The organism is Halocynthiibacter sp. C4, assembly GCF_028823805.1.
Lineage (GTDB): Bacteria > Pseudomonadota > Alphaproteobacteria > Rhodobacterales > Rhodobacteraceae > Falsihalocynthiibacter > Falsihalocynthiibacter halioticoli.
Genome location: NZ_JAPEIE010000001.1, coordinates 193,148 through 219,418, shown reverse-complemented (window position 1 = coordinate 219,418; position 26,271 = coordinate 193,148). Strand labels below are relative to the sequence as shown.

The window sequence follows — 26,271 nt, the reverse complement described above, 5'->3', positions numbered from 1 at the left end:
ACAAGTTTCAGTATGAACCATAAATAGTTTTAGTAAAAGAGTTGACAGCTGCACACAATCTGAAACAATATTTTCAGAACGCGCAAACAGGGTGGTGGCAAGTGCTCCGAGACAAGAACATCGACGGTGATCCGGTGACCGTTCTAAACGCAGGGGGAACTTCTCCTGCGCTTATCGTTTGCGAGCATGCATCCTGTTTCATTCCGGGCGAGTTTGACGGGCTTGGCCTTGCAAAGGCCGCGCGGGAAAGCCACGCGGCATGGGATCCTGGCGCGCTGAATGTAGCTTCCCGAATGGCAGAGCGCCTCAATGCTCGGCTAGTTGCATCTGGAATTTCGCGGCTTGTTTATGATTGCAACCGCCCGCCCGAAGCGCCAAGCGCTATGCCAGCAAAGAGCGAACTGATCGAAGTTCCGGGCAATGTCGGGCTAAGCCAAGCCGACCGCGCCAAACGCACCGATGCCTTTTACGAGCCTTTTCGCAAAACGCTGGCTGACGAAGTCAGAAAAGGCACAAAAGCAATTATCACAATCCACAGCTTTACTCCCGTCTACCACGGTGCGTTGCGCGAGGTGGAATTGGGGATTTTGCATGATGTGGATACCCGAATTGCAGACGCTATGCTCGCGCATGCACCAGACCACACCACGCTTAACACCCAACGCAACGCACCGTATGGGCCCGATGATGGCGTGACGCATACGCTCAAGCTCCATGGTGTCGAAAACGGAATCGCGAATGTCATGATAGAGATTCGCAATGACCTACTGAAAACCGAGGCCGATCAAATGAAGATAGCCGACAGTCTGGCCGAACTTACCTTGGCCGCCCTCGACACCGCCGGAATAGAGGGGGCAACTCTTTCATGATTGGGTTTATGCGCGCCTTTGTCCGAATTGTTGATCCGATCAACCGAAAGCTCGGGCGGATTACGATGTACGGAATCTTTGTGATGATGGGCATTCTGATGTGGTCGTCGATCTCAAAGGTTGCCTTTATGCCCTCGCTCTGGACGCTTGAAGTCGCGCAGTTTGCGATGGTCGCCTATTACATGCTCGGTGGGCCCTATGCGATCCAAGAAGGCGCGAACGTGCGGATGGACCTGTTCTATGGCGAATGGTCAACGCGGCGCAAAGCTTGGTTTGATGCGTTTACCGTTCTGTTTCTTATCTTCTATCTCGGTGTGCTGCTCTATGGCGCGATCGAATCCACAGCCTATTCACTGGAGTATGGCGAGCGCTCCCCGACCGCGTGGCGCCCCTATATCTGGCCAATCAAAATCACCATGTGCGTCGGAATATTCCTGATGCTCCTGCAAGCAATCTCTGAGCTGTTCAAAGACATTGCGACACTCAAAGGAAAGACGCTCTGATGTCCTATGAAATGATCGCAATTTTCATGTTTGCAAGCATGATGCTGATGTTGATGACGGGCCAGCGTGTGTTTGGCGCAATTGGTGGCGTTGCCGCAGTTGCGGCGCTTACGCTTTGGGGAACTGGCGGCAGCGATATTCCGTTCTCCAGCGCGATGAAGCTGATGAAATGGTATCCGCTACTGACGCTCCCGATGTTTATTTTCATGGGCTACGTGCTTTCGGAAAGTAAAATCGCCGACGACCTCTATAAGATGTTCCACGTTTGGATGGGCCCGCTTAATGGCGGGCTCGCAATCGGGACAATCGGCTTAATGGTGCTTGTCTCGGCGATGAACGGTCTTTCAGTTGCCGGTATGGCAATCGGCGCGACGATTGCGCTGCCCGAATTGCTACGCCGTGGCTATGACAAGAAGATGGTGACGGGGGTCATACAGGCGGGATCGTCGCTTGGCATTCTGGTGCCGCCATCGGTTGTTTTGGTTCTTTATGCGATGATCGCGCGGCAGCCCGTAGGGCAGCTTTGGCTGGCGGGTGTGGTGCCGGGATTGATGATGGCAGCGATGTTCATCATTTACATCGTTATCCGCTGTAAACTGAATCCTGCGCTCGGCCCTGCTCTCCCTGTTGAGGAGCGCAATCATTCCATGAGCGAGAAGCTCGCGCTCCTGCGTGCCGGATTGCTGCCGATTGTGATCTTCTTTGCGATGATGATCCCTTTTGTGAACGGCTGGACAAGCCTTGTTGAAAGCTCCGCAATTGGTGCGCTAACGGCATTCCTTGCGGCGGTGGTAAAACGGCGCATGACACGCGAAGTGTTTGAGAATTCGGTGCGCAACACGTTGCTGATTTCCTGCATGTTCATGTGGATTATCCTCGCGGCACTCGGCTTTGGCGCGGTGTTTGACGGTCTGGGCGCTGTGCGTGCAATCGACAACCTGTTCACCGAGCAGCTTGGCCTTGATCCCTGGATGATCCTTATCCTCATGCAGCTTTCGTTCCTCATCATGGGCACGTTCCTTGATGACACAGCGATGCTTGTGATTGTTGCGCCACTGTATGTGCCGCTGGTCAAGATGCTCGGCTTTGATCTGATCTGGTATGGCGTGCTTTACACAATCACCACGCAGATCGCCTATATGACGCCACCTTTCGGCTATAACCTCTTCCTGATGCGGGCGATGGCGCCAAAGGAAATTACGCTCAAAGATATCTACGGCTCTATCCTGCCGTTTGTATTGGTGATGATCCTTGCACTTGCGCTCATCATGATCTTCCCGCAGATCGCACTTTGGCTGCCGGAGTATGTCTATGCCCGATAGCCGCCTGCAACAGCTCGGACCTGATATCTGGCTCGTGGACGGGCCGGTTATCAAGCTCTATGCGATACCGTTCCCGACGCGAATGACGGTAATTCGGCTGGCGAATGGTGATCTATTCCTTCACTCGCCGATCGAATACAGCGAGGAACTGGCCGTAGAGTTGCAAACGCTTGGAAAAATCAAACATCTGGTTTCGCCAAACTGGATTCACTACGCCTATATCCAACAGTGGGCTGATGCATGTAACGACACTATTGCGTGGGCCTCGCCGAATGTGCGCAAACGGGCCGCGCAACAGAAAATCCACGTCGTATTTGATCGCGACCTTGCCGATACTCCTGCACCCGAGTGGCAGGCAGAGATCGATCAAATCATCGCGCGCGGAAGTAAAATCCACCAAGAGGTTGTGTTCTTTCACAAGGCGTCACGCGTCTTGATCCTGACCGATCTCATCGAAAATATGCACCGCGAAAAAATGCCGCTTTGGCTCCGACCGTTCGCGCGCATGGCCGGGATTCTGGCGCCAAATGGCAAGATGCCCCTCGATATGTGGCTCAGCTTTTCCAAAGGCCGCAAGCAACTCGCTGCCGCGCTGCAACAGATGCTTGACTGGAACCCGAAAACCGTCGTGCTCGCGCATGGCGACATCCTTCAAGAGAACGTGCCGCAAAGGCTCCGCGAAGGCTTCAGGGGGCTAACCCCTCAACACTGAAACGATCATTGAAACCAACCACAACAGAGAGGACGATAAAATGACAACAAGACGTAAGTTTTTGACCACCGCAGGCGTCGGCGCCGTTGGCGCTTCGCTTGCCGCTCCAGCAATTGCGCAAAGCAAAATCAAATGGCGCATGCAGACATATGCGGGTGCTGCACTGGCCGAGCATGTGATCACTCCAGCGATCAACAGCTTTAACAAGATCGCGGGCGACGAGATGGAGATCGAACTGTTCTTCGCCGATCAGCTTGTTCCAACAGGCGAGCTTTTCCGCGCTATGCAAAAAGGCACAATCGACGCGGTACAGTCTGACGACGACTCCATGGCTTCGCCAACTGAAGTCACAGTGTTCGGCGGCTACTTCCCGTTTGCGAGCCGCTATTCGCTCGACGTTCCCGTGCTGTTCAACCAATACGGCCTGAACGAAATCTGGGACGAAGAATATTCCAAAGTCGGCGTAAAGCACATTTCGGCTGGCGCATGGGATCCGTGCCACTTCGCCACCAAAGACCCGATCACCTCGCTTGAAGATCTCAAGGGTAAACGCGTCTTTACGTTCCCAACAGCGGGACGTTTCCTAAGCCAGTTCGGCGTTATTCCTGTAACACTGCCATGGGAAGACATCGAAGTTGCGATGCAAACCGGCGAGCTTGACGGCATCGCATGGTCCGGCATCACCGAGGATTACACTGTTGGCTGGGCCGACGTGACGAACTACTTCCTCACCAACAACATCTCTGGCGCTTGGGCTGGCAGCTTCTTTGCCAATATGGACCGTTACAACGAACTTCCCGAGCACCTCAAAGAATTGCTCAAAGTTTGTATGGACCAGTCGCATTACTATCGTCAGTGGTGGTATTGGGGCGGCGAAGCAAGCCTGCGTGTCAACGGTCCGAAAATGGAGCTGACATCCATTCCAGACGAAGAGTGGAAAACCGTCGAAGACGCCGCCGTTAAGTTCTGGGACGAGATCGCCGCAGAAAGCGAAACAAAGGCCAAGGTTGTGAACATCATCAAGCAGTATAATGCTGATATGGTTAAAGCAGGCCGTCCGTACCGCTACGGCTAAATACGACTGGCGCGCCCTGATCGCGGGGCGCGCCGCACAAATCAAAGGAAGACCCCATGCTAAGTTTTGACGATCTGAAAAACGCCGTTGCCGATGGTTCGGTCGATACAGTTCTCGCCTGTCTTGTTGATATGCAAGGCCGTTTGATGGGGAAACGCTTCCTTGCGCAGCATTTCGTGCAGTCCGCATTTGAGGAGACCCACTGCTGTAACTATCTCTTGGCAACCGATCTCGAGATGGCAACGCCCGATGGCTATGCCGCCACAAGTTGGCAGTCCGGTTACGGCGATTACATGATGAAGCCCGACCTTTCCACCATCCGCCCCATGCCTTGGCTTGAGGGAACTGTAATGGTGATGTGTGACGTTCTTGATCACCACGAACACCCTATCGCCCACTCCCCCCGCGCCATACTTAAGAAACAGGTCGCGCGGCTAGAAGAGATGGGCTACTCGGCGATGATGGCAACAGAGCTCGAGTTCTTCCTGTTTGAGAAGAGCTTCGAGGAAATTGCCAAATCCGGATTCCGCGACCTAACACCGATTTCTGGTTACAACGAAGATTACCACATTCTTCAGACCACCAAGGAAGAGCATGTGATGCGGCCAATCCGCAACCATCTCTATGCTGCGGGCCTACCGATTGAAAACACCAAGGGCGAAGCGGAAGCGGGCCAAGAAGAGCTAAACATCAAATATTCCGCTGCTCTTGATTGCGCCGAGTATCACACAATCGCCAAACATGCCGTGAAGGAAATCGCATGGCAGCAAGGCCACGCCGCAAGCTTCCTGCCGAAATGGTCCGCTGATCGGGTTGGTTCATCAAGCCACGTACACCAATCGCTTTGGAAAGACGGCTCGAACGTGTTTTTTGATCCGAGCGACGAGTTGGGCATGTCGGATGTCATGAAATCCTACATGGCTGGCCTCATCAAGTACGCGCCCGATGTAACCTATTTCCTTGCGCCGTATATCAACAGCTATAAGCGGTTCCAAAAGGGGACTTTCGCACCGACAAAATCGGTCTGGAGCATAGACAACCGCACCGCCGGTTTCCGCCTCTGCGGCGCAGGAACCAAAGGTGTGCGCGTAGAGTGCCGGATTGGCGGCAGCGACCTGAACCCTTACCTCGCTCTGGCAACACAACTTGCGGCAGGGATCAAAGGGATCGAAGAGGGGCTTAGCCTCGCGCCTGCAACTCAAGGTGATGTTTACGACGATCAGGGTGCTGCCGAAATTCCGCAGACCCTGCGTGACGCAGCGAAAACCCTAAGCGGCTCCGAAATGCTGCGCGAAGCCCTTGGCGACGACGTTATTGACCACTACACCCGCGCCGCGACATGGGAAATCGAAGAGTTTGACCGCATCGTGACCGATTACGAAATCGCACGTGGATTTGAGAAAGCCTAAGACATGAGCAAAACTGTTAAATGTATCTCGCCCATCGACGGGTCGCTTTATGCCGAGCGTCCGGTACTTTCGCCGGAAGAGGCTAAAGCCGCCGTTGCCCGCGCCCGTACCGCACAGGCGGAATGGGCCAAGCGCCCGCTTAAAGAGCGCGTTGAGTTGGTAATGGCTGGCGTTAAAGCTGTTGGCGACATGAACGAAGAAATCGTTCCGGAAATCGCGCACCAAATGGGCCGCCCAGTACGCTATGGTGGCGAATTTGGCGGCTTCAATGAGCGCGCGAGCCATATGGCCGCCATTGCCGAAGAGGGTCTGGCCGATATCGAAGTTGGCGAAGACGAACAATTCAAGCGCTACATCAAGCGTGTTCCTCACGGCGTTGTGCTTGTCGTTGCGCCTTGGAACTACCCTTATATGACGGCAATCAACACCGTCGCTCCCGCTCTTATCGCTGGCAATACTGTACTTCTGAAACACGCGAGCCAGACCCTTTTGGTGGGCGAGCGCATGGCCAAGGCATTCCACAGTGTTGGCGTGCCCGAGGACGTATTCCAGAATGTGTTCCTTGATCACGACACCACAAGCGACCTGATCGCGGCCAAGAGCTTTGGCTTTGTGAATTTCACTGGGTCCGTCGGCGGCGGCAAAGCAATGGAGCACGCTGCAGCAGGAACATTCACCGGCATCGGCCTTGAGCTTGGCGGCAAAGACCCTGGTTATGTGCGCGCAGACGCGAACCTCGATGCCGCGGTAGATACGCTTATTGACGGCGCAATGTTCAACTCTGGTCAATGCTGCTGCGGGATCGAGCGGATTTACGTGCACGAAAGCCTGTTTGACGCCTTTGTCGAAAAGGCTGTGGCGATTGTTTCTGACTACAAGCTCGGCAACCCACTTGATGAAGCAACCACGCTTGGCCCTATGGCCCATGCCCGTTTCGCTGCCGAGGTCCGCGCGCAAACTGAGGAAGCTATCGCCGCTGGCGCAACTCCGCTAATTGATCCGGCGCTTTTCCCCGAAGATGACGGCGGCGCTTACCTCATGCCGCAAATCCTCACTAACGTGACCCACGACATGCACGTGATGCGCGACGAGAGTTTCGGTCCCGTTGTTGGCATTATGCCCGTGAAAGACGACGCCGAAGCCATTGCGCTCATGAACGACAGCGATTTCGGCCTCACCGCAAGCATCTGGACCCAAGACATCGACGCCGCACAAACCATCGGCGATCAGCTCGAAACCGGCACCGTTTTCATGAACCGCGCCGATTACCTTGATCCCGGCCTCTGTTGGACAGGGTGCAAAGACACGGGCCGTGGCGGCGGCCTTTCCGTGATTGGATATCACAACCTCACCCGCCCGAAATCTTACCACCTGAAGAAGGCATAAGCCCATGGAACTCATCGGCAACTGGTCTTATCCGACCACAATCAAATTCGGCGCAGGCCGCATCTCCGAATTGGCAGAGGCATGTTTGGCAACGGGGATCACCAAGCCTCTGTTGGTGACAGATAAAGGCCTCGCAAGCCTTCCGATCACCACGGCTGCGCTTGACCTGCTCGAAGGCGCGGGACTTGGCCGCGGGCTTTTCTCTGAAGTAGACCCGAACCCTACAGAAAAGAACGCCGAAGCCGGCCTCAAAGTTTATCGCGAAGGCGGCTATGACGGTGTGATCGCATTCGGCGGCGGCTCTGGTCTTGATCTGGGCAAAGTCATTGCATTCATGTCCGGCCAAAGCCGTCCGATTTGGGATTTTGAAGATATCGGTGATTGGTGGACCCGCGCCGATCCTGACGGTATCGCCCCTATTATCGCGGTTCCGACAACTGCAGGTACAGGTTCCGAAGTGGGCCGCGCAAGCGTCATTACCAATTCCGAAACCCACGAGAAAAAGATCATCTTCCATCCGAAAATTCTTCCAGCGGTCGTGATCTGCGATCCAGAACTGACCGTTGGAATGCCCGGCTTCATCACGGCCGGAACGGGGATGGATGCCTTTGCCCATTGCTTGGAAGCCTATTCCTCGCCGCACTACCACCCGATGAGCCAAGGTATAGCGCTTGAAGGGTTGCGGTTGGTTAAGGAGAACCTTCCCGTTGCCTTCAAAGACGGCACCAACATCGAGGCGCGCGCGCATATGATGTCGGCGGCAATGATGGGGGCTACGGCGTTTCAAAAGGGCCTCGGCGCGATACACGCCCTGAGCCACCCGATTGGCGCGATGTACAACACCCACCACGGCACAACAAACGCCGTTGTCATGCAGCCGGTTTTGCAGATGAACCGCCCCGCTATCGAAGATCGTATCGAGGCAGCAGCACGGTATCTTGGCATCGAGGGCGGCTTTGACGGGTTCTATGGCTTTGTCGGCGAATTAAATGATACGCTCGGCATTCCCAAAAACCTGACCGAGCTGGGCATTTCCGACCCCGATCTTGATACTCTAGTTAAGGGCGCGTTGATTGATCCATCGACAGGTGGCAATCCAATTGAAATGACCGAATCCAATACTCGCGCCCTGTTTGAGGCTTGCTTCTAGGCATTTCGCCGCCGCCCTTGTTTGTTGGGCGGCGGCATTTCAGCAAAGACGCTACGTAACTTTGTGCTTATCCAGTCCAAAAACTAGGTAATTCTTCCCGAATTCATACCCTGAATCGGAATTTGATCTTCACAATCTGCGGCATTTTGCCTTAATTGGACTCCCAAAGCGCGAGTCCTGAATGAGCAAGCAGCCCAACATCGACACCTCTCCTCCCGTTTCAGACGAAATCCGTAAAACGACATGTTATATGTGTGCCTGTCGCTGCGGAATTAATGTCCATATGAAGGGCGGAAAAGTTGCCTATATCGAAGGCAACCGCGATCACCCGATCAACAAAGGTGTGCTTTGCGCCAAGGGCTCTGCGGGTATTATGCAAGTCAATGCACCCTCGCGCTTAAGATCACCAATGAAGCGGGTCGGGCCACGCGGTTCCGGCGAGTTTGAGGAGATAAGCTGGGACGAAGCGCTATCTCTTGCAACGAGCAGGCTCGCCAAAATCCGCAAGGAGGCGCCTGAAAAGCTCGCCTTTTTCACGGGCCGCGACCAGTCGCAGAGCTTTACATCACTTTGGGCGCAAAGTTTTGGCACTCCGAATTACGCCGCCCATGGCGGGTTCTGTTCGGTTAATATGGCTGCTGCGGGCATATACACGATGGGCGGCGCGTTCTGGGAATTTGGGCAGCCGGATTGGGAGCACACCAAGCTCTTGATGCTATTTGGCGTTGCAGAAGACCACGACTCCAATCCGATCAAAATGGGCCTTGGGAAGCTGAAGCAACGCGGGGCGAAGGTCATTGGCGTTAATCCGGTGCGGTCGGGTTATAATGCCATTGCCGATGAATGGGTGGGCATTACGCCTGGGGCTGATGGCCTGTTCATCACATCATTGATCCACGAATTGCTCCGCGCGGGGAAAATCGATCTAGACTACCTCGCGCGCTACACCAATGCACCAGCTCTGCTCAATTCAGATCCGAATGATGCCGAGTTTGGCCTCTTCTTACGAGACGACGATGGCAAAATGCTTGTTATCGACCGCAACTCGGGGAAACCGACCGCCTTTGACAAAAAGGGCGTCCAGCCGGACTTGAGGGGCACACTTCGTCGTGCAGGGGTGACGCATAAAGCAGCTTTCCATTCGATTGCCGAGACCTATCTCGCTCCCGAGTTTGCACCCGAAGCCGTTGCCGAACGCTGTGGAATTGAGCCGCAAACCATCCGACGGATTGCCGCCGAACTGGCACGTGTCGCCTTTGACGAGGCAATTTCATTGCCCATAGAGTGGACCGACTTCAGAGGCGAAACCCACAGCGAGATGATCGGCCGCCCTGTTTCTTTCCATGCAATGCGCGGGATTTCGGCTCATGCAAACGGGTTTCAAACCTGCCGCGCGCTTCATATCCTTCAAATCCTACTTGGCTCTGTTGAGGTTCCGGGCGGGTTTCGTTTCAAGCCGCCCTACCCTAAACCGGTTGAGGCCCACCCGACCCCGCATTGCCAATCCAATCCGATGGCTCCGCTTGATGGTCCTCACCTTGGGTTTGTGCGCGGGCCAGAGCACCTTGCTCTGAAGCCAGACGGCTCGGCCGCTCGGATCGACAAAGCGTTCACTTGGGAAAACCCAATGTCGAGTCACGGCTTGATGCATATGGTCATCTCGAACGCGCACGCAGGCGATCCCTACAAGATCGATACGTTGTTCCTCTATATGGCAAACATGGCGTGGAACTCGTCGATGAACACCAAGTCAGTGATCGATATGCTCACCGACCGCGATGACAACGGCGAATATGTCATCCCGAACATCATATACTCCGACGCCTATTCGTCGGAGATGGTGGCCTATGCCGATCTAATCCTTCCTGACTCCACGTATCTTGAGCGCCACGATTGCATCTCGCTGCTCGACCGCCCTATCTGCGAGGCCGATGCCGCTGCGGATGCAATCCGTTGGCCGGTCATCGAGCCGGATCGAGATGTACGAGGGTTTCAATCTGTTCTTTGTGACCTTGGCGCTCGGCTTGGTTTGCCGAATTTCACCAACCCTGACGGCAGCGCGAAGTACAAGGATTATGCGGACTACATTGTTAATCACGAGCGCAAGCCCGGGATTGGCCCACTCTCCGCGTTTCGCGGCGATGGCACTGAAACAGGGCGGGGTAGTGTGAATTCCGAACAACTAGACCGCTATATCGAAAACGGGGGATTTGCCGTTACGCATATTCCGGATAGCGCGCGTTACTACAAGCCGTGGAATATGGAGTATCAGGAGTGGGCCGTTGGCATGGGGCTGTTTGACACGCCGCAGCCTTACCTATTCTCGATCTATTCCGAACCAATGCGGAAATTCCAACTCGCCGCCGAAGGCCATGGAGAGCGCCAACCCCCAGATCACCTGAGAAAGCAGGTTCATGACGCCATGCGCCCACTCCCTGTTTGGGAAGAAGCAACCGACGATGAGGGGGGTGAATATCCGCTTCACGCGCTAACACAGCGGCCAATGGCCATGTATCACAGTTGGGGCAGTCAGAACGCGTGGCTGCGCCAAATTCACGGACGCAACCCGCTTTATGTCCCGACCAAAGTTTGGGAAGCACACGGGTTTCAGGACGGAGACTGGGCGCGTGTCACGTCCCGCAGCGGCGAAATTGTAGTGCCTGTCGCCCATCAGGCCGCGCTTAATTCCAATACCGTTTGGACGTGGAATGCGATCGGCAAGCGCAAGGGGGCATGGGCACTCGACCAAAATGCGCCAGAAGCGACAAAAGGATTCCTACTTAATCATCTGATAGATGAGCTACTCCCCCCAAAAGGTGATGGCCTACGATATTCAAATTCCGATCCGGTAACCGGACAAGCCGCGTGGTTTGACCTACGTGTTAAAATTGAAAAATGCGCCGCACCCGATGAGCCGCAACCCGCGTTCTCATCGCTCCGCTCGCCTGTCGGGAAGGGCCCAAAAAACCTAGCTTGGAAAGTCGGATCATGACGGAGCTTCCAACATCTACAGACCGCAAGCTCGGGCTTGTTATTGACCTTGATACCTGTGTTGGCTGCCATGCATGCGTTGTGTCGTGCAAAGGCTGGAACACCGAGAACTATGGCGCTCCGCTGTCGGATCAGGATGCTTACGGTGCAGCTCCGCAAGGCACATTCCTCAATCGCGTGCATACCTATGAGGTGCAGCCGCCCGAAGGCGCGGCGCAAACGGTACATTTCCCGAAATCCTGCTTGCATTGCGACGACGCTCCCTGTGTTACCGTTTGCCCAACAGGCGCAAGCTATAAGCGCAGCGAGGATGGCATCGTATTGGTGAACGAGAACGACTGCATCGGTTGCGGGCTATGCGCTTGGGCCTGCCCTTATGGCGCGCGAGAGTTGGATCAAGCCGCAGGCGTCATGAAGAAATGCACCCTTTGCGTTGACCGTATCTACAACGAAAATCTTCCTGAAGAGGACCGCGTCCCAGCCTGCGTACGCACTTGCCCTGCGGGGGCGCGTCATTTCGGTGATTTCGCCGATCCGGAAAGCAATGTATCGCAGCTTAGTAGAGAGCGCGGCGGGATGGACTTGATGCCGGAACTAGGCACAAATCCGGTTAACAAATACTTGCCCCCTCGCCCCAAACAAACCGAAGAAATTGATATCTTGGCCCCCTTCCTCACACCCGTTGCCGAGGAGCCGAAAGGCTTCTTGAGATGGCTCGATAAAGCACTTGGAGGGGACTGATGCATCCAGCACCTTCTGTCATCTTCTTTACCGTTTTCTCCGGCATGGGGTTCGGGCTTCTGGCGTTCCTTGGGCTTGGGTTTCCGGCGGTTACAGGGCTATTGGCATTCGCAATGTACACCATCGGGTTCGGCTTTGCTGTCGGAGGTTTGCTGGCCTCGACGTTCCACCTTGGCAATCCGAAAAACGCGCTTAAGGCGTTCTCGCAGTGGCGGACAAGCTGGCTCTCGCGCGAGGCTGTTTTATCGGTTGCAGCGCTCCTCATGATGGCAGTGCTTGCAATTGGCGCAATATTCGCGGGGGTGCATTTCACGATTGTCGGTATCATGGGGGCTGCACTCTGTATTGCGACTGTGTTCTCCACTTCGATGATCTATGCGCAACTCAAAACAGTGCCGCGCTGGAACCACGTCACAACGCCTTTGCTGTTTCTCGTTCTGTCAGTGACGGGTGGCGCGCTTCTGGCGGGTCAGGTTAGCTTTGCACTGCCGATGCTCATTGCAACGGGCGCGGTTCAGGCCCTGACGTGGTATCTTGGTGATAGTCGCTTTGCACAGCGGGGTAGCACAATCGAAACCGCAACTGGCCTTGGTATGATAGGTAAGACGCGCCAATTTGAGCCGCCTCATACCGGCGGGAACTACCTGCTTAACGAAATGGTTTATGTCATTGGGCGAAAGCATTCGATGCGACTTCGGGTGATTGCCATCACGTTGATGTCGCCCGTACCATTCGCGCTATTGCTCTTGCCACACAATCATATTTGGGCCGCGTTGGCAGTTCTTTCGCATATCGTTGGTGTCGTCGCGTCGCGCTGGTTGTTCTTTGCAGAGGCCGAACATGTTGTCGGTCTTTACTACGACAAGCGCTAACAAAAACGCCGCCATCTCTGGCGGCGTTTTAAGTTTTCTGTCCGGTTACTCGGGCTTCGGTTTGCCCGTTATGTAAAGCCAGAAGAAGCCGCAAAGCCCTGCGATCAACGATGCGAACAGAATGCCTGTTTTGGCCATCAGCAAGAGCTCCGGTGACTCGGCAAAGGCCAACTGCGCCACAAAGATCGACATCGTAAAGCCGATACCAGCAAGCAGCGAAGCGCCAGCAAGTTGGGTAAACCGTGTATCTTTCGGCAGTTCAGCAATGCCAAGTTTGATCACCAACCAGCTTGCCCCGGTGATGCCGACGAATTTCCCGACGATCAGGCCGAGCGATACACCCATCATCACCGGATGCGCCAGCATATCGCCGAAGGTGGACAGCTCTATCGGAACACCAGCGTTTGCCAGCGCGAAGATCGGAATAACGAGGAAGGCCGATGGCAGATGCCAAATATGCTCAAGCCGCTGCAGCGGGGTTTCGACCGCAAGAACACTGTTCTCAAGCGCCTGAACTTCGGTGCGTAGCGCAACGTTGGTCATGATGCTTTGGCCCGGCTCATGGCTCTCGTCAAATCGCTGCATGATACCCTTAACATGAGAGCTGAAACGATCAGGGTCATATTTCGGGATGGCCGGAACGGACATCGCGCCAAGAACACCCGCAATCGTAGCGTGCACGCCAGAAAGCAACATTGCGTACCACATAAGGACAGCAACAAGGAAATAAGGGATCGGGTTGCGCACGCCAAAGCGGTTCAATGCAATCAGCATCGCAAAGAACACGCCAACCATAGCAAGCGGCCCCATAGCAATTTCGCTGGTATAGAACAGCGCAATAACCGTTACCGCACCAAGGTCATCCACAATGGCAAGCGCCACAAGGAATGTCACCAGCGCCTTGGGAACACGTGACCCGAGGAGCGCCATAACACCAACGGCGAATGCGATATCGGTCGCCATCGGGATACCCCAGCCTGCTGCTGCAGGGCCAGTTGGGTTCAAGGCGAAGTAAAACAGCGCAGGAACAACCATACCACCAATAGCTGCAACAATCGGTAGGATGGCGTTGCGGGGTTCGGCAAGTTCGCCAACAAGGAATTCGCGTTTAAGCTCTAGCCCGACAACGAAAAAGAAGATCGCCATCAGCGCGTCGTTGATGAAATGAGCAAGGGACAGTTTAAGTTCCCATTCGCCAAATCCGACTTTCAAATACGTGTGCAGAAAGTCGTCATACGCCTCGGCGAACGGTCCGTTTGCGATGATAAGCGCAACAACGGCCATAACCATGAGCAACAAGCCGGATGAGGTTTGTCGATGAAGAAACTCTTCAAAAGGAGAGTAGACCTTTGCCAAACTCCGCTCCCACGGGGCAACATTCACGCCTTCGCCTTCAAGTTTCTGTTTATGATTTGCCATATCCCGCCTTCTGTTGTTCTGGTGATTGAGTTTCGAGCCCGTTCAACTCGTTCTCATGATGTCAGGTATTCCCAATTATCTAGAAAGTAATTGGCCATTTTCAATGTTTAACATCTAAATAGGCGTCGCGTCGAAATCTTTGAATTTTGCCATGAGCGCCTCCGTGTCCTCCGCGGTCCAATTATCTGGATTAAGGACGGAAATCCAGCCTCGGATATAATCATCCGGGCCAAAGGTATGGCCGAAGCCCGCAGGGACAGTTGTGGCCATTGGGATGTCGAAAGCGATCTGGATAAAGGTCACAATCGGCACCCATCGCAAATACGACGAAACATCATAACCGCGCTCGCCAAGGAGCCACTCTGGTCTGGCGAAGGCCAAACTTGGAGCAAAAAAGCTCATTGGGTCGCTCGGATGCTGGATATATACGATGCGGAGCGGGCCCCAAGGCGTATCATCTCCTACAGAAAACCCCTTGTGGGTCATGAACCGGATGTAGGACGAATCCCGGAAGATCGGCTGCCATGCTGGTGATCCCGGCTCTCTTGTGCGCGTGACCTGCGGCCAAGTGTGGCTCGCAAATGGTGGCCCCGCCCAAAGCGCACCATCAATAGGGTCCGCAAGCATTGAAATCAGATCGACCGCATCTTCAGACCCGAGGGCACCGAGCGATAGGCCAAACAGAAACAGCTCCGGTCTGTTGTCTTTTGGCATTTTGGTCCAATGCGTATAGACCTTCTCGAAAAGAGCAACAGCAGATTCACGTGCTAGGTCTGGCTCAACCAGCAGCGTCATCCAACTCGGTGTGTAGGAATACTGCATCGACACAACCGCCACGTCCCCATGCAAAATATAGGGCATAGTCGACATTGCGGAAGGGTCAAGCCAGCCAGTCCCAGTCGGGGTTGCGACGATAAGTGTCTTGCGATTAAACCCACCTGTGCGGATCAACTCATCAAGAGCAATCTGCGCCCGTTCCTCTAGGGTTTCTCCGGTATTGTAGCCTGCATAAACGCGGATAGGCTGCTTAGCAGGAAGGCCCGTAAATGCCTCAATCTCCGCTCGGTCCGGTCCGGACGTCAGAAACAGCTTTCCGTTCCGGCCAATGTCATCCCACTCGATAAGGGATGCAGTTGTACCGTCTATGCCCTTGATGAGCGGCTCTTGAAGGCCGGAATCCTGAGTTTCATTTATTGCCGCAAAGACCTCGTCCATCATCCTGATGCCTGTCCGCAGGAGCAGGCCGTTGATCGATGTATAAAGAATGAACAGCACAACCAGCGATCCCACAAAAACCGACAACCGCTGCGGGAACGCCCTATTGATCCAACGCGCCGCAAGCGCACAAAGTGTAATGACAAGACGCGTTAGCCCAATGACAATCAGGGCGGTTACAATAGCAATCGCGGTAACTGTAAATGGATAGCCTGAATCCACAGGCTCCATCTCCATCAACTCTCGAACCGAATTTTGCCAGACAGCCATTTGGCGCAAGGTCCACGCAGTCACGCCAACAAGAACTGCTAGCGCGACCCGAGACAACATAGTTGCGGCTTTTCCCGTGATCTCTTTGATCTCAAGAAAGCGCCAGAGCATAGTCAACGCAATACCGCCAACATACCCAACTGCGAAGGCGATCCCGCCCAATACGCCTTGAACCATATGGTCACGCGGCAAGAGCGACGGTGTGAGAGATGCGCAAAAAAATAACAGCCCCACAATAAGGCCGGTTGTCGGGAAAGATCTGGCAATCCGAAACAGCATTCTTGCCCTCGGTTTAAGGCTCAATTGGAAGTGCGGCTGCTGCGCACATTACCAACCCAGCTTGAGTGTGCCAGCCAAATCTGCTGTCGAAGCTCCAGAAAAACTTGACGCGAAGCCCGCAAACAGACTCCGCGCCCGCTCCAGGCCCATTGGAGCGTTAACCCAAATGTTCTTTGTCAGTAGGTGGCGCGACCGCCGGAAAGGTCAAACACAGCGCCTGTGGAATAGGAGCATTCCTCGCTACACATCCAACCAACCATGCTTGAGATTTCATCTACGGTTCCCATGCGCCCCATTGGGATTTTGGCAAGCATGTATCCGATCTGCTCCTCAGTTACGTCAGCGAGCATCTCTGTCTTGATCACCGCAGGGCACACGACATTGACGCGGATATTGCTTGTCGCGAGTTCTTTGCCAAGGCTCTTGGTCAGCCCGATCACCCCCGCTTTGGACACCGAATAAGCAGAGGCGTTTGGATTGCCGTCTTTGCCTGCCATAGACGCAATATTGACGATGCGGCCATAGTCACCCTTTTGCATAACTGGCACCACCGCCTTGCAGGTGTGGAAGATACCGTTGAGGTTAACGTTAATTACAGCGTTCCATGTCTCAACCGGATAGTCGGCAAGCGGCGTGTTCACACCCGCTATGCCAGCCGCGTTGACCAGAAGATCGATACCGCCAAGTTCGGCCGCTGCGGCGGCGGTCGCGGTTTCGACGCTTGCAAAATCAGATACATCCACACACTGATACGTGACGGCTCCCAATTCATCCAGCGCGGATTTTGCCTGCTTTAGAGCCTCTTCGTTCAAGTCCCAAAGCGATACCGAAGCACCGCTTTCAAGGAACCTTTTTGCGATGGCAAACCCCATCCCACGTGCACCGCCAGTGATAACGGCGCGGCGGTTTTTCAGGTCGAGTGTGTTCATGGTGTCTCCGATTGTTGGCTGCTGAGCAGAATTGTTAGATGGTTATGCCGCCGTCGACCTGCAGGCATTGGCCCGTGATGAATGACGCGTCATCGGTCGCGAGAAAGGCGCAAATGCCCGCAATTTCTTCTGGCGTGCCAAGCCGGCCAGAGGGCTGACGATCAAGGAAGAACTTCCACGCCTCTTCTTCGCTGCCCATGCTTTCGGCCAGTTCTTGGACCCGATCACGTAGGCTCGGGCTGTCGACTGTCCCGGGGCAGACGGCGTTGCACCGCAGCTTATTGGGCAGGTAATCCGCCGCCATCGCTTTGGTCAGCCCGATCACACCACCCTTTGCGGCACCATAGGCCGCGCGTCGCGGGAAACCCTTGAGCGAACTTGCCACCGAGGCAATAGTTGTGAGGCTACCGCCGTGTTCCTTCATTGAAGGTACAGCAGCTTTCAGCACGTTATAGGCACTGTCCAGTGTAATTGATGTCGAACGCTGCCAATCTGCGGGGCTGCATTCTTCAATGGTTCCTTGATGCACGTAGCCCACGCAATGAACGAGCGTGTCGATGCGATCAAACTGCGAGAAATACGCCTCGACAGCCTCGATATCGGTTGCATCAAGCTGCGCTGTCTCTACGCCTGAGAGAGTTTTTAGCGGTTCAGGATTCAGGTCGCTTGCAAAAACTTGCGCCCCTTCGTCGCGCATGCGTTCGGCAACTGCGCGGCCAATTCCAAGCCCCGCCGCTGTTACAACCGCAATTTTGCCCTTTAGGCGCTTTGATTTTGGCTCTGCCATGTCATGCTCCAATAGATAAATCGCCTAAAGCGCCACAACTGTCTGTGATTGCTCGCCCAGGCCATCGATCCCGAGCGAAACCTTGTCACCAATGTTCAGCCACACAGGAGGATTCATCCCTGCGCCGACTCCCGGAGGAGTACCGGTGCAAATCAGATCACCAGGCTCAAGCTGCGTAAATTCCGACATGTAGCTCACGATTGTCGCTACATCGAAGATCATTTTGTCGGTGTTACCGGTTTGCATCCGCTTGCCGTTCACGTCGAGCCACATGTTAAGGTTTTGAACGTCGCCGATTTCATCAACCGTGGTCAAATATGGGCCGGTCGGGCAGAAGTTGGGGAAGGATTTGCCCTTTACCCATTGCCCCGAACGCTCAAGTTGCCAAGCACGTTCGGAAACGTCGTTCACCAGAACAAATCCCGCTACATGATCCAGTGCTTCTTCCTTGGAGATATTGAGCGTTGGTTTGCCGATAACGATGCCCAACTCTACTTCCCAATCGAGTTTGGTCATTTTCGGGGAATAGAGAATGTTATCGTTGGGCCCACAATAGGTAACCGTCGATTTGTTAAAGAGGATCGGCTCTGCAGGAATCTCCATTCCCGCTTCCTCGGCGTGATCAGAGTAGTTCAGGCCAACGCACCAGATATTGAATGGTTGGGCCAATGGCGGTGCGAGGCGCTTACCTTCGATATCGGCGACAGGAAGGCTCTTGGGGTCTGTCGCACGTAGCTTATCAAGCAGTTCAGGAGACAGTGTGCGCGGGCCAAAATCCGCAACGATAGAGGAGGCATCGCGAGGAGTTCCGTCGGCATCGATGATGCACGGGGTTTTGGAACCGTAGCGGTCTCCGTAACGGGAAAGTTTCATGCTGCTGTGTCCTTCTTGTTCTGTTTGCCCCACCAAGTGTCGGCAAGTGGCGCGCCACGCACAAATGCGTCTGCGCCGAGTTCATCCTGAATGCGAAGGCATTCGTTCCATTTCACCATCCGTTCAGATCGCGTAAACGACCCGACCTTTAGCTGACCGCCGCCAAGCCCCGTTGAGAGATGGCTGATTGATACATCTTCGGTTTCACCGGAACGTGCCGAAACAATCGCGCCCCAGCCCGCTTTGCGCGCTGCTCGGAATGTGTCGATGGATTCACTAACGGTTCCGGCCTGATTGACCTTCACCAAAACGGCGTTACAGGCCTTCTCGGCCACGGCCTCTTCGACCAATTTGGCGTTCGTGACGAGGTAATCGTCTCCGATAATCTGAACTTGATCACCGAAGCGGCGGGTAAACTCACGCATCCCCTCGACATCATCCTCGCCAAGCGGGTCTTCGATCGAGGCGATCGGATAGGCATCAAGCCAGCGGCCAAGCATGTCGATCATTTCGCCCTGATCAAGCTCGCGGTCTTCAAGCGCCAAGCGATAGCGCCCATCCTTGCCAAACTCTGACGCGGCGATATCAAGCGAGATAATCACGCGATCCCCTGGTTTTTCTCCAGCAAGCTCAATAGCCTTCACCAGCGTTTCAAGCGCTTCCTCGTTGCTGTCGAACATCGGCCACCAGCCGCCCTCATCTGCCACACCGGCGAGTTTGCCGCGCTGTTCCATGATGTCACCCGCGGCGAAGTAGACCTCATTGGTAACTTCCATCACCTCATCAAAGCTGCGCGCACCAGGAACCATGATCATGAAATCCTGAATGTCCACTCGGCGCCCTGCGTGCGCACCTCCGCCAAAGATTTGAATTTCTGGGAGCGGCAGCGATGGCGTGCAATCATATGTGCTTGCCACGTGTTTCCATAGCGGCAGCCCTGCATCCGCAACTGCGGCATGAAGAACCGCCAGTGATGTTGCGACTGTGGCATTTCCACCAAGGCTTTCCTTCAGCGGCGACGCATCTAGTGCAAGGATAGCCTGATCAACAGCCACCTGATCCCGCACGTCCATCCCCTTAAGCGCCGCGGCAATCGGCCCGTTCACGCTCGCAAGAGCGTTATCAACGCCCTTACCGCGCAAAGCTTTTCCGCCGTCTCGCAAATCAATCGCCTCACGCGTTCCGCGCGACGCTCCAGCAGGCGCAATCGCACGTCCGACCGCACCGCTTTCCAGCGTAATATCAACTTCCACAGTTGGATTACCGCGCGAGTCCCAAACTCTGCGCCCTTTGACACCGGCAATGATTGTCATGAATTCGTGTCCTTTATGAGGATTTCGAGCCGCTCAACAAACTCCGCCAATGTCGTGGCGGGCTGGCTTACAAGCTCTTTTGCAATTGCGCGCACCAATGTGCGCTCGTCTTCGCTAAAGTATTCTACGGGTGATTTCCCATCGACGCGTCCAAGCATCAGCGCGGGCAACAGTTGGCAAACGCGCGCCTCAAGATCGACGGCTGGCTCCCAATCGATATGTGCCGCGTAGGTGCGCCAAAACACACCGATTTCCTGCAACAATTCCGAACGCAAACTCGGAAGATGAACGGCCTTGAGGACAAGATGATTGAGACAGAAAGACGGGTCAAAGCTGGCGTCACCCATGGTGGCACATTCCGCATCCAGAAGAACTGGGCCGCCTTTGCGTATCAGGATATTCTTTGGGCTAACGTCACCATGCACCAAAACTTGGTCGCTGTTATAAAGCATTTCGGCCAGAGCATTGAGGGGCTCTGCTAGATCAGGATGTTGCTGCGCAGTGAACAGAAGGTAGGGTTCAATCCGAATAGCCCGAAAGTCATCGCGGTTATTGAAAGCAGAGCGGTCAAATTCCGGTTTTGCCGATGCCGCATGTATCTGTCCGACCATTTCTGCGACCTGACGCGCTTCACCTCGGAGAGGCTGCTCCGAAAGCATTGCCTCTTTCCAGAGATAGACATCTGCTCCAGTCACAAACTCCATCGCAAAGCCATGCGCGGCTTCGGAACGTCCGTAAAGCTGTACCGCCGAGTTCGGGCAAACCTCTGCTGCTACTTTAAGCCACGCGTATTCGGCAGCATTCCTATGAACAGGCGCGCTCCAATCCGCAGCCACCTTGAGCTTTGGCAGGGCGAACTTGATACACATCTTGCGCCCCTTCACAGAAAGCGACGCGATATCTGAGGCAACTCCACCCGTGAGCGGCGTTACATTGGCAACATCCGACGCCTGCCCGAGCCCTAACTCCTCGACAAGCGCAACGCATCGCTCTGACAGTTCATTTGCCATCTGGCCCTCAAAACACTGTTCTTTGATCTGGAATGGGCGTATCATGTTCACGTGAACAATTGCAAGACGCCTTTGGAATTATTTCAAGACAACAGGTAGCATGAATGCTAGAAACGCCTAAATTTCAATGAGGTTCAAGTGGCAGGCCGTGTAACAATCAAGTCTATCGCAAAAGATCTCGGGATCTCGCACATGACGGTTTCCCGCGCGCTTTCGAATCATCCGAACGTTCTCAAAGAAACGCGCGAGGCCGTTCAGAAGCGTGCGCAAGAGCTTGGATACGTCAAAAGCGCGGCGGCGATGGCTATGCGCGGCGGCGGAACAAAAATTGTCGGGCTATTGCTGCCAAACATCGTGAATGAGTTCTATGCACGCTTTGCCAACACAATGGCGCTGGCATGCGAAGAACACTCCTATCAATTGCTCATTCACCTGACGAATGATGATCTGAAGGCAGAATCACTCGCTCTGGAGGGATTGCGAGAGATTCAGGCCGAAGCAGTTGTAATGGTGCCCGCTCCGGGCGGTACAGAATCAACGAGCACGCATCTTGATGGAATGCGAGTCATTCAGCTTATCCGCCAACGAAAAGAGAAGGACCCGGCCTCTGCGATCCTTGTTGATGACGCTCCCGCGATCCGTGAGGCTGTGCAGCATCTGGCTGACAAGGGCCATCGACGCATTGCCTATATCGGGGCGGATTCTGCACTTTCGTCTGGGCGTAGTCGTCTAGCCTCTTTTCGACAGGGACTTGCGCAAGCCAAGCTGCCTGAAGAGACTAACCTCATCCAAACGGGCGTACCCTCCTTTGAGATGGGACGAGAGTACACTGCCGAAATACTTCAACAAAAACAGGCAACTGCGCTTGTCTGCGGCGGCTTTGAGATATCCAACGGCGCATTAAATGCCTTTATGGACGCGTCGGAACAAAGCGCGCCTCAAATGTCATTTGTTGGCTATGGCGATCCGTCTTTTTATTCTTGGATCAATGGCGGAATCTCCACCATTCGGGTTCCTGTAGACCGCCTTGCGCGTAAGGCTGTTGATATCTTGGTCGCCAGTCAAACAAACGGCCCGAGCAATCCTCTGACGTTTGAAGCGCAACTGGTCGTCCGCAAATAGCAATATTGGCTTTCGCCGCGAACGATTGGCGGCCGATGCCATCACAGACTGCAATAGACCCAAACCAGCACAAAGACAGCCAAACTGCGCACGACAGAGATTGATCAACTGCTTGTATTCAGTGTGGGAGGAAATGGCGCGCTGGGGAGGATTCGAACCCCCGACCCCTTGATTCGTAGTCAAGTACTCTATCCAGCTGAGCTACCAGCGCGCGGTGTGTCGTCGATTTAGAGCCCGTAGCTGACCTTTGCAAGGGCAAAACGTGCGAATTCCAAGGAAAAATAAATTTCGTTGGGTTTTACAGCGTTTTAAAGATCAATCGTCTCTGCCGCGCCGCCGATCCGCGGCAAATAAATTGCGAATTCTGTACCGGATTCATCGCTGCGCGCCAAATCGAGTCGCCCGCCATGGCCGCGAACAAGCTCCGCAGCGATGGCGAGGCCAAGTCCCGTCCCGCCTTTGCGAATCCCTCCTTGGAAAGCTGTAAACAAAAGTTCACGCGCTTTCGGCGGTAGGCCCGGCCCAGTATCAATCACCGATATCACCCAGTTTTCGGTATCTTGCACCGCTCGTATGGTAATTTCGCCTTCATTGCCCGTTCCTGCGATCGCCTGACGTGCGTTACGGGCAAGGTTAGAGAGAACACGATAAAGCTGCTCGGGATCGGCGCGGATCACCATCGCTTCGGGAATATCAACCTTGAACTCAACTTTTGCTTCTCCGGCAGCCAATCTCTCGTTCTCGACCACATCCTCGGCGAGGCTATGGAGCGAAATCTCTTGAATCGTAGGCGGAGCCTCCTCTGCTTTGCCGTAGGCCAGTGTTGTTTCGCAGAGATTAACGGCGCGACGGATTGAGTTCTCCAGCTTTGGCGCGGCACGTTTTACACGCGGGTCATCCGACATCTCCATACTGTCAGCAAAGAGCTGCGCAGTTGTGAGGATATTGCGCAGGTCGTGACTGATTTTTGCAACCGCGCTGCCAAGTTGTGCGAGTCTGTCTTTCTGTTTCAGGGCTTGTGTCAGCTGTGTTTGCATCGTTTTCAGCGCTTCCTCGGCTTCGCGAAGTTCGGTCACTCCAGCGCTCGGCACGATAATCTGGCGCGCATCCTCTGGGGCTGTAGCGTAGGAAATCATATGCCTGACAACACGTTTGATCGGCGCCACAAGAAATCCGCGGACCGCAAGAAACAAGAGAAATGCCGTAAATACAGAGATCGCAGCGGAGAGAACCAGAATGTTAAACCCATAGGCGAGCATTTCGTCCCGTATGGGTTTGGTCTCCATGGTGACTTCAATAAGAATTCCGGCATCGCGCACCGGCTCACCCATTACGCGGATAACGCGATTCTCCGAATCCCAGAGCCGCACCATCGCATCCCGTACCAATACAAACGGCGAGGCATAGCGAAGGTCATAGGTTTCATAGATCGGACCGGGGATCGGCGAGGAGAGCATAAGCTGGCGCACCTCGTTCCGGCGTAGAACAACGTTAAACACGCCGGCGTTTTCGAGTAGTTCAGCCTCAAGCTCGCGGTCGATCATATCGTCGGCAAGAAGCGCAAGAGACGCAATCTGTGCTTTCTCTAGTTTGAGCAAAAGCAGGTCTTCGCGGAAACGAGCAACCGACGGCACAAAAATCAACACTTCGGCCAGCATGACAAACAAAGCCGTCAGGATAAGAAATCGACCGGAGAGGGAATTCAGCAATATTTCGGTCCCTTAAAGGCGGTTACGGCAAAAATCGTTGCACCCATTTGACAACACGCTTCAATAATGCGCTTTCAAATATCATAGGGCTAAAATAGTTGCCTGCCACCCGTTTGTTAATCTCGCCCAATGTTGGATAGGGAAGAACTGTGGATGTAACGGCACTCATCTTGAGTTTATTGGCGATGGCGAGCGCCCAAATCCCGATCAAATCGCTTGCATGTGGCCCAACAATCGACGCGCCGACTGGGCGCCCCCCAACGACCATAACCTTGATGAACCCGCTCGTGTCATCTTGTGCAATGGCGCGGTCTTGGCTGGAAAATTCGGCCCGCGCGACTTTCAGTTTATCTTTGTATTTCTCTCGCGCTTGCGCTTCGGTCAGGCCGACCTGCGCAATTTCCGGGCTTGTATAGGTTGCCCAAGGGATGTGATCGGTGCGAGCTTTGCTCGGCAATCCAAGTACTGCAGAACGCACCACAATACCCGCCTGATAACCAGCGGCATGGGTGAACTGCATCCCGCCCGTAACATCGCCAATCGCATACACGCGCCGATTGGACGTTTTTAATGCGCTGTCTACAACAATGCCCTTTTCGGAATGAGTCACGTTTGCAGCGTCGAGGCTGAGCTTATCGATATTGGGTTTCCGCCCCACAGCAACGAGCAGATCAGAACCTTCAAATTCTCGGCCATCTTTTGTTTTGACCGTTACGGCGCCGCTTTTGCCAGAGACTTCCGAAACCAGCGCCCTCTCCTCAATAACAACACCTTCCTTGCGAATTGCGTCTAAAGCGACCTTTGCGATGTCTGGATCATCAGCAGAAAGAGCGGTGGCACCTTCAAGCACAGTAACATCACTTCCGAGGCGCCTGTGGGCTTGTGCCATTTCAATGCCGATCGGCCCACCACCGATCACAATCAAATGCTGAGGGCGTTTTCTTAGGTCAAACAGGCTCTCATTGGTCAAAAAAGGCACGCTCTCAAGCCCGGGTATCGGCGGGACAAACGGCGAAGACCCCGTCGCGATGACGAACCTCCGTGCACGGATACGATGGCCGTTAACTTTGACTTCTTCAGGCGAAACAAACTTCGCATACCCTTGCCGAACATCCACACCCAGCCCTTCGAACCGCTCAACCGAGTCATGCGGGGCAATGGTTTCGATAACGCGGCCAACGTGCTCCATCGCACCTTGATAGCTAACGTCTGGCGTTGTTGGCGTAACACCAAATGCGTTCGGTTGTTGCGGCGCGTGGGCTGCATTTGCGGCGGCGATCAAGGCTTTTGATGGAACGCAGCCATAGTTCAGACAGTCGCCTCCCATCTTGTGCCCTTCTATTAACACAACGCGCGCGCCCATCTGCACCGCACCCGCCGCAACAGAAAGGCCGCCGGAGCCGCCACCGATCACACATAAGTCCGTTTCTGTGACGCTCACACGTTGGTCCTCTTCTTGAAAAACTTGACGACCATCGGCAGCGCAGCCAATGCAGCAAGGCCCAGAATCGGCAATAGAATGTGGGGTTCGAAAATTATCCCGAGATTCGGCGTTTCGCCTTGGGCAAGAACTTCACCAAGCCCAGCCCCCACAGACGTATAAACGACCGCGCCGGGAATAATTCCAAAGAAGGTTGAAATAACGAAGCGGTGAAGCGGAACGCCTACCGATGCCAATCCAAGGTTCAAGACAAAGAAAGGAAATATCGGAATCAACCGCACTACAAACAGGAAGGACCACTGGTTTTCGTCGATACCCGCTTTAATCCGCTTTAGCGCACCATCGCTCGCTTCCATCCTGCTGGTAAGCGTATCGCCAAGACCCCAACGCGCAGCAAGAAACACAAAACTCGCACCAAGTGTTGCTGCGGCCATATTCAGGAGCGTTCCTGGAAACATAGAGAACAGATATCCGCCAGTGATCGACGCAATGGCGGCACCGGGCAAAGAGAATGTTACGATCAAAGTATAAATCGCAACGAATCCCAAGACAGCGAGCCCATAGTGCGCCTCGCGATAAGCCAGCAACGCTTCGCTGTTTCTTTGGAGTGCCTCAAAACTCAAACTGTCTTTCAGCAAAAAGAAACCGGCAATTGCCCCCGCCAGCACCACGAGAAGCGGAACATAGCGCAGGGCTTGGCTTGAATTGTCTCGATCTGTCATATCCATCCTGTAACCGGTATCTCCGAAGTCTTTATCCTGTAAGGGTTTACGTACAATGATCTGAAATGCGCCGCGGCGAAAGTGCCCTCACGCGGCGGTGAACATGGGTGACGGAAAGAGAGCGATTTCGTAGTGTTTCCTTGATGTCTGTA

At 54.4% G+C, this 26,271-nt stretch carries 22 protein-coding genes and 1 tRNA gene; 12 read left to right on the top strand and 11 right to left on the bottom strand.

Translation table 11 applies throughout. The annotated features are described in order from the left end of the window. Positions 1 to 101: 101 nt before the first annotated feature. From OU789_RS01105 to OU789_RS01055, 11 genes are all read left to right on the top strand, one after another. Positions 102 to 869, top strand: coding sequence for an N-formylglutamate amidohydrolase (locus OU789_RS01105; RefSeq protein WP_274652544.1), 768 nt, complete (start codon positions 102 to 104; stop codon positions 867 to 869). Then, on the top strand, positions 866 to 1,372 hold the full coding sequence (locus tag OU789_RS01100; protein ID WP_274652542.1) for a TRAP transporter small permease subunit: 507 nt from the start codon (positions 866 to 868) through the stop codon (positions 1,370 to 1,372). Before OU789_RS01105 ends, OU789_RS01100 begins: the two co-directional genes overlap by 4 nt. Continuing rightward, positions 1,372 to 2,694, top strand: a complete 1,323-nt coding sequence (locus OU789_RS01095; RefSeq protein WP_274652540.1) for a TRAP transporter large permease — start codon at positions 1,372 to 1,374, stop codon at positions 2,692 to 2,694. The genes OU789_RS01100 and OU789_RS01095 overlap by 1 nt, the downstream gene beginning before the upstream one ends. After that, a complete protein-coding gene (locus OU789_RS01090; protein WP_274652538.1) occupies positions 2,684 to 3,406 on the top strand; it encodes a DUF4336 domain-containing protein in 723 nt (240 codons plus the stop codon). The genes OU789_RS01095 and OU789_RS01090 overlap by 11 nt, the downstream gene beginning before the upstream one ends. Before the next feature lie 40 nt (positions 3,407 to 3,446). After that, positions 3,447 to 4,481 carry a C4-dicarboxylate ABC transporter gene (locus tag OU789_RS01085; protein ID WP_274652536.1) on the top strand — a complete coding sequence of 345 codons (1,035 nt, stop codon included), beginning with the start codon at positions 3,447 to 3,449 and terminating at the stop codon, positions 4,479 to 4,481. 56 nt (positions 4,482 to 4,537) lie between these two features. After that, entirely contained in the window at positions 4,538 to 5,890 is a 1,353-nt protein-coding gene (locus tag OU789_RS01080) for a glutamine synthetase family protein (protein WP_274652534.1), read from the top strand. A gap of 3 nt (positions 5,891 to 5,893) precedes the next feature. Continuing rightward, positions 5,894 to 7,276, top strand: a complete 1,383-nt coding sequence (locus tag OU789_RS01075) for an aldehyde dehydrogenase family protein (RefSeq protein ID WP_274652532.1) — start codon at positions 5,894 to 5,896, stop codon at positions 7,274 to 7,276. 4 nt (positions 7,277 to 7,280) lie between these two features. Further along, positions 7,281 to 8,426, top strand: coding sequence for an iron-containing alcohol dehydrogenase (locus tag OU789_RS01070; protein WP_274652530.1), 1,146 nt, complete (start codon positions 7,281 to 7,283; stop codon positions 8,424 to 8,426). A gap of 181 nt (positions 8,427 to 8,607) precedes the next feature. After that, positions 8,608 to 11,418 (top strand): molybdopterin oxidoreductase family protein, encoded by a 2,811-nt coding sequence (locus tag OU789_RS01065; protein ID WP_274652528.1) that lies wholly within the window; start codon positions 8,608 to 8,610, stop codon positions 11,416 to 11,418. After that, positions 11,415 to 12,158 (top strand): 4Fe-4S dicluster domain-containing protein, encoded by a 744-nt coding sequence (locus tag OU789_RS01060; protein ID WP_274652526.1) that lies wholly within the window; start codon positions 11,415 to 11,417, stop codon positions 12,156 to 12,158. The genes OU789_RS01065 and OU789_RS01060 overlap by 4 nt, the downstream gene beginning before the upstream one ends. Further along, positions 12,158 to 13,030 (top strand): dimethyl sulfoxide reductase anchor subunit family protein, encoded by an 873-nt coding sequence (locus OU789_RS01055; RefSeq protein WP_274652524.1) that lies wholly within the window; start codon positions 12,158 to 12,160, stop codon positions 13,028 to 13,030. The genes OU789_RS01060 and OU789_RS01055 overlap by 1 nt, the downstream gene beginning before the upstream one ends. 45 nt (positions 13,031 to 13,075) lie before the next feature. Here the strand turns inward: OU789_RS01055 and nhaA are convergent, their stop codons facing one another. The 7 genes from nhaA to OU789_RS01020 form a co-directional block, all read right to left on the bottom strand. After that, positions 13,076 to 14,449, bottom strand: a complete 1,374-nt coding sequence (gene nhaA, locus OU789_RS01050; RefSeq protein ID WP_274652522.1) for a Na+/H+ antiporter NhaA — start codon at positions 14,447 to 14,449, stop codon at positions 13,076 to 13,078. A 114-nt stretch (positions 14,450 to 14,563) separates the two neighbouring features. Continuing rightward, positions 14,564 to 16,213 (bottom strand): alpha/beta hydrolase, encoded by a 1,650-nt coding sequence (locus OU789_RS01045; protein ID WP_274652520.1) that lies wholly within the window; start codon positions 16,211 to 16,213, stop codon positions 14,564 to 14,566. Positions 16,214 to 16,389: 176 nt separating this feature from the next. Further along, positions 16,390 to 17,142 carry an SDR family NAD(P)-dependent oxidoreductase gene (locus tag OU789_RS01040; protein ID WP_274652518.1) on the bottom strand — a complete coding sequence of 251 codons (753 nt, stop codon included), beginning with the start codon at positions 17,140 to 17,142 and terminating at the stop codon, positions 16,390 to 16,392. 34 nt (positions 17,143 to 17,176) lie between these two features. Beyond that, on the bottom strand, positions 17,177 to 17,929 hold the full coding sequence (locus OU789_RS01035; RefSeq protein ID WP_274652516.1) for an SDR family oxidoreductase: 753 nt from the start codon (positions 17,927 to 17,929) through the stop codon (positions 17,177 to 17,179). A gap of 24 nt (positions 17,930 to 17,953) precedes the next feature. Then, positions 17,954 to 18,802: a fumarylacetoacetate hydrolase family protein gene (locus OU789_RS01030; protein WP_274652514.1), complete on the bottom strand. Its 849-nt coding sequence runs from the start codon at positions 18,800 to 18,802 to the stop codon at positions 17,954 to 17,956. Further along, positions 18,799 to 20,115 carry a phosphopyruvate hydratase gene (gene eno, locus OU789_RS01025; RefSeq protein ID WP_274652512.1) on the bottom strand — a complete coding sequence of 439 codons (1,317 nt, stop codon included), beginning with the start codon at positions 20,113 to 20,115 and terminating at the stop codon, positions 18,799 to 18,801. Before eno ends, OU789_RS01030 begins: the two co-directional genes overlap by 4 nt. Further along, complete coding sequence (locus tag OU789_RS01020; RefSeq protein WP_274652510.1) at positions 20,112 to 21,125, bottom strand: phosphotransferase family protein; 1,014 nt, start codon at positions 21,123 to 21,125, stop codon at positions 20,112 to 20,114. The genes eno and OU789_RS01020 overlap by 4 nt, the downstream gene beginning before the upstream one ends. A 138-nt stretch (positions 21,126 to 21,263) precedes the next feature. Between OU789_RS01020 and OU789_RS01015 the strand changes: the two genes are divergently transcribed. Further along, entirely contained in the window at positions 21,264 to 22,247 is a 984-nt protein-coding gene (locus OU789_RS01015; RefSeq protein ID WP_274652508.1) for a LacI family DNA-binding transcriptional regulator, read from the top strand. Between the two features lie 134 nt (positions 22,248 to 22,381). Here the strand turns inward: OU789_RS01015 and OU789_RS01010 are convergent. The 4 genes from OU789_RS01010 to OU789_RS00995 form a co-directional block, all read right to left on the bottom strand. Further along, positions 22,382 to 22,458 (bottom strand) — tRNA-Arg (locus tag OU789_RS01010). A 97-nt stretch (positions 22,459 to 22,555) separates the two neighbouring features. Next, positions 22,556 to 23,956, bottom strand: coding sequence for a sensor histidine kinase (locus tag OU789_RS01005; protein ID WP_263954357.1), 1,401 nt, complete (start codon positions 23,954 to 23,956; stop codon positions 22,556 to 22,558). A 22-nt stretch (positions 23,957 to 23,978) separates the two neighbouring features. Further along, entirely contained in the window at positions 23,979 to 25,397 is a 1,419-nt protein-coding gene (locus OU789_RS01000) for a dihydrolipoyl dehydrogenase family protein (protein WP_274652505.1), read from the bottom strand. After that, on the bottom strand, positions 25,394 to 26,119 hold the full coding sequence (locus OU789_RS00995; RefSeq protein ID WP_274652503.1) for a TVP38/TMEM64 family protein: 726 nt from the start codon (positions 26,117 to 26,119) through the stop codon (positions 25,394 to 25,396). The genes OU789_RS01000 and OU789_RS00995 overlap by 4 nt, the downstream gene beginning before the upstream one ends. Positions 26,120 to 26,271: the final 152 nt, after the last annotated feature.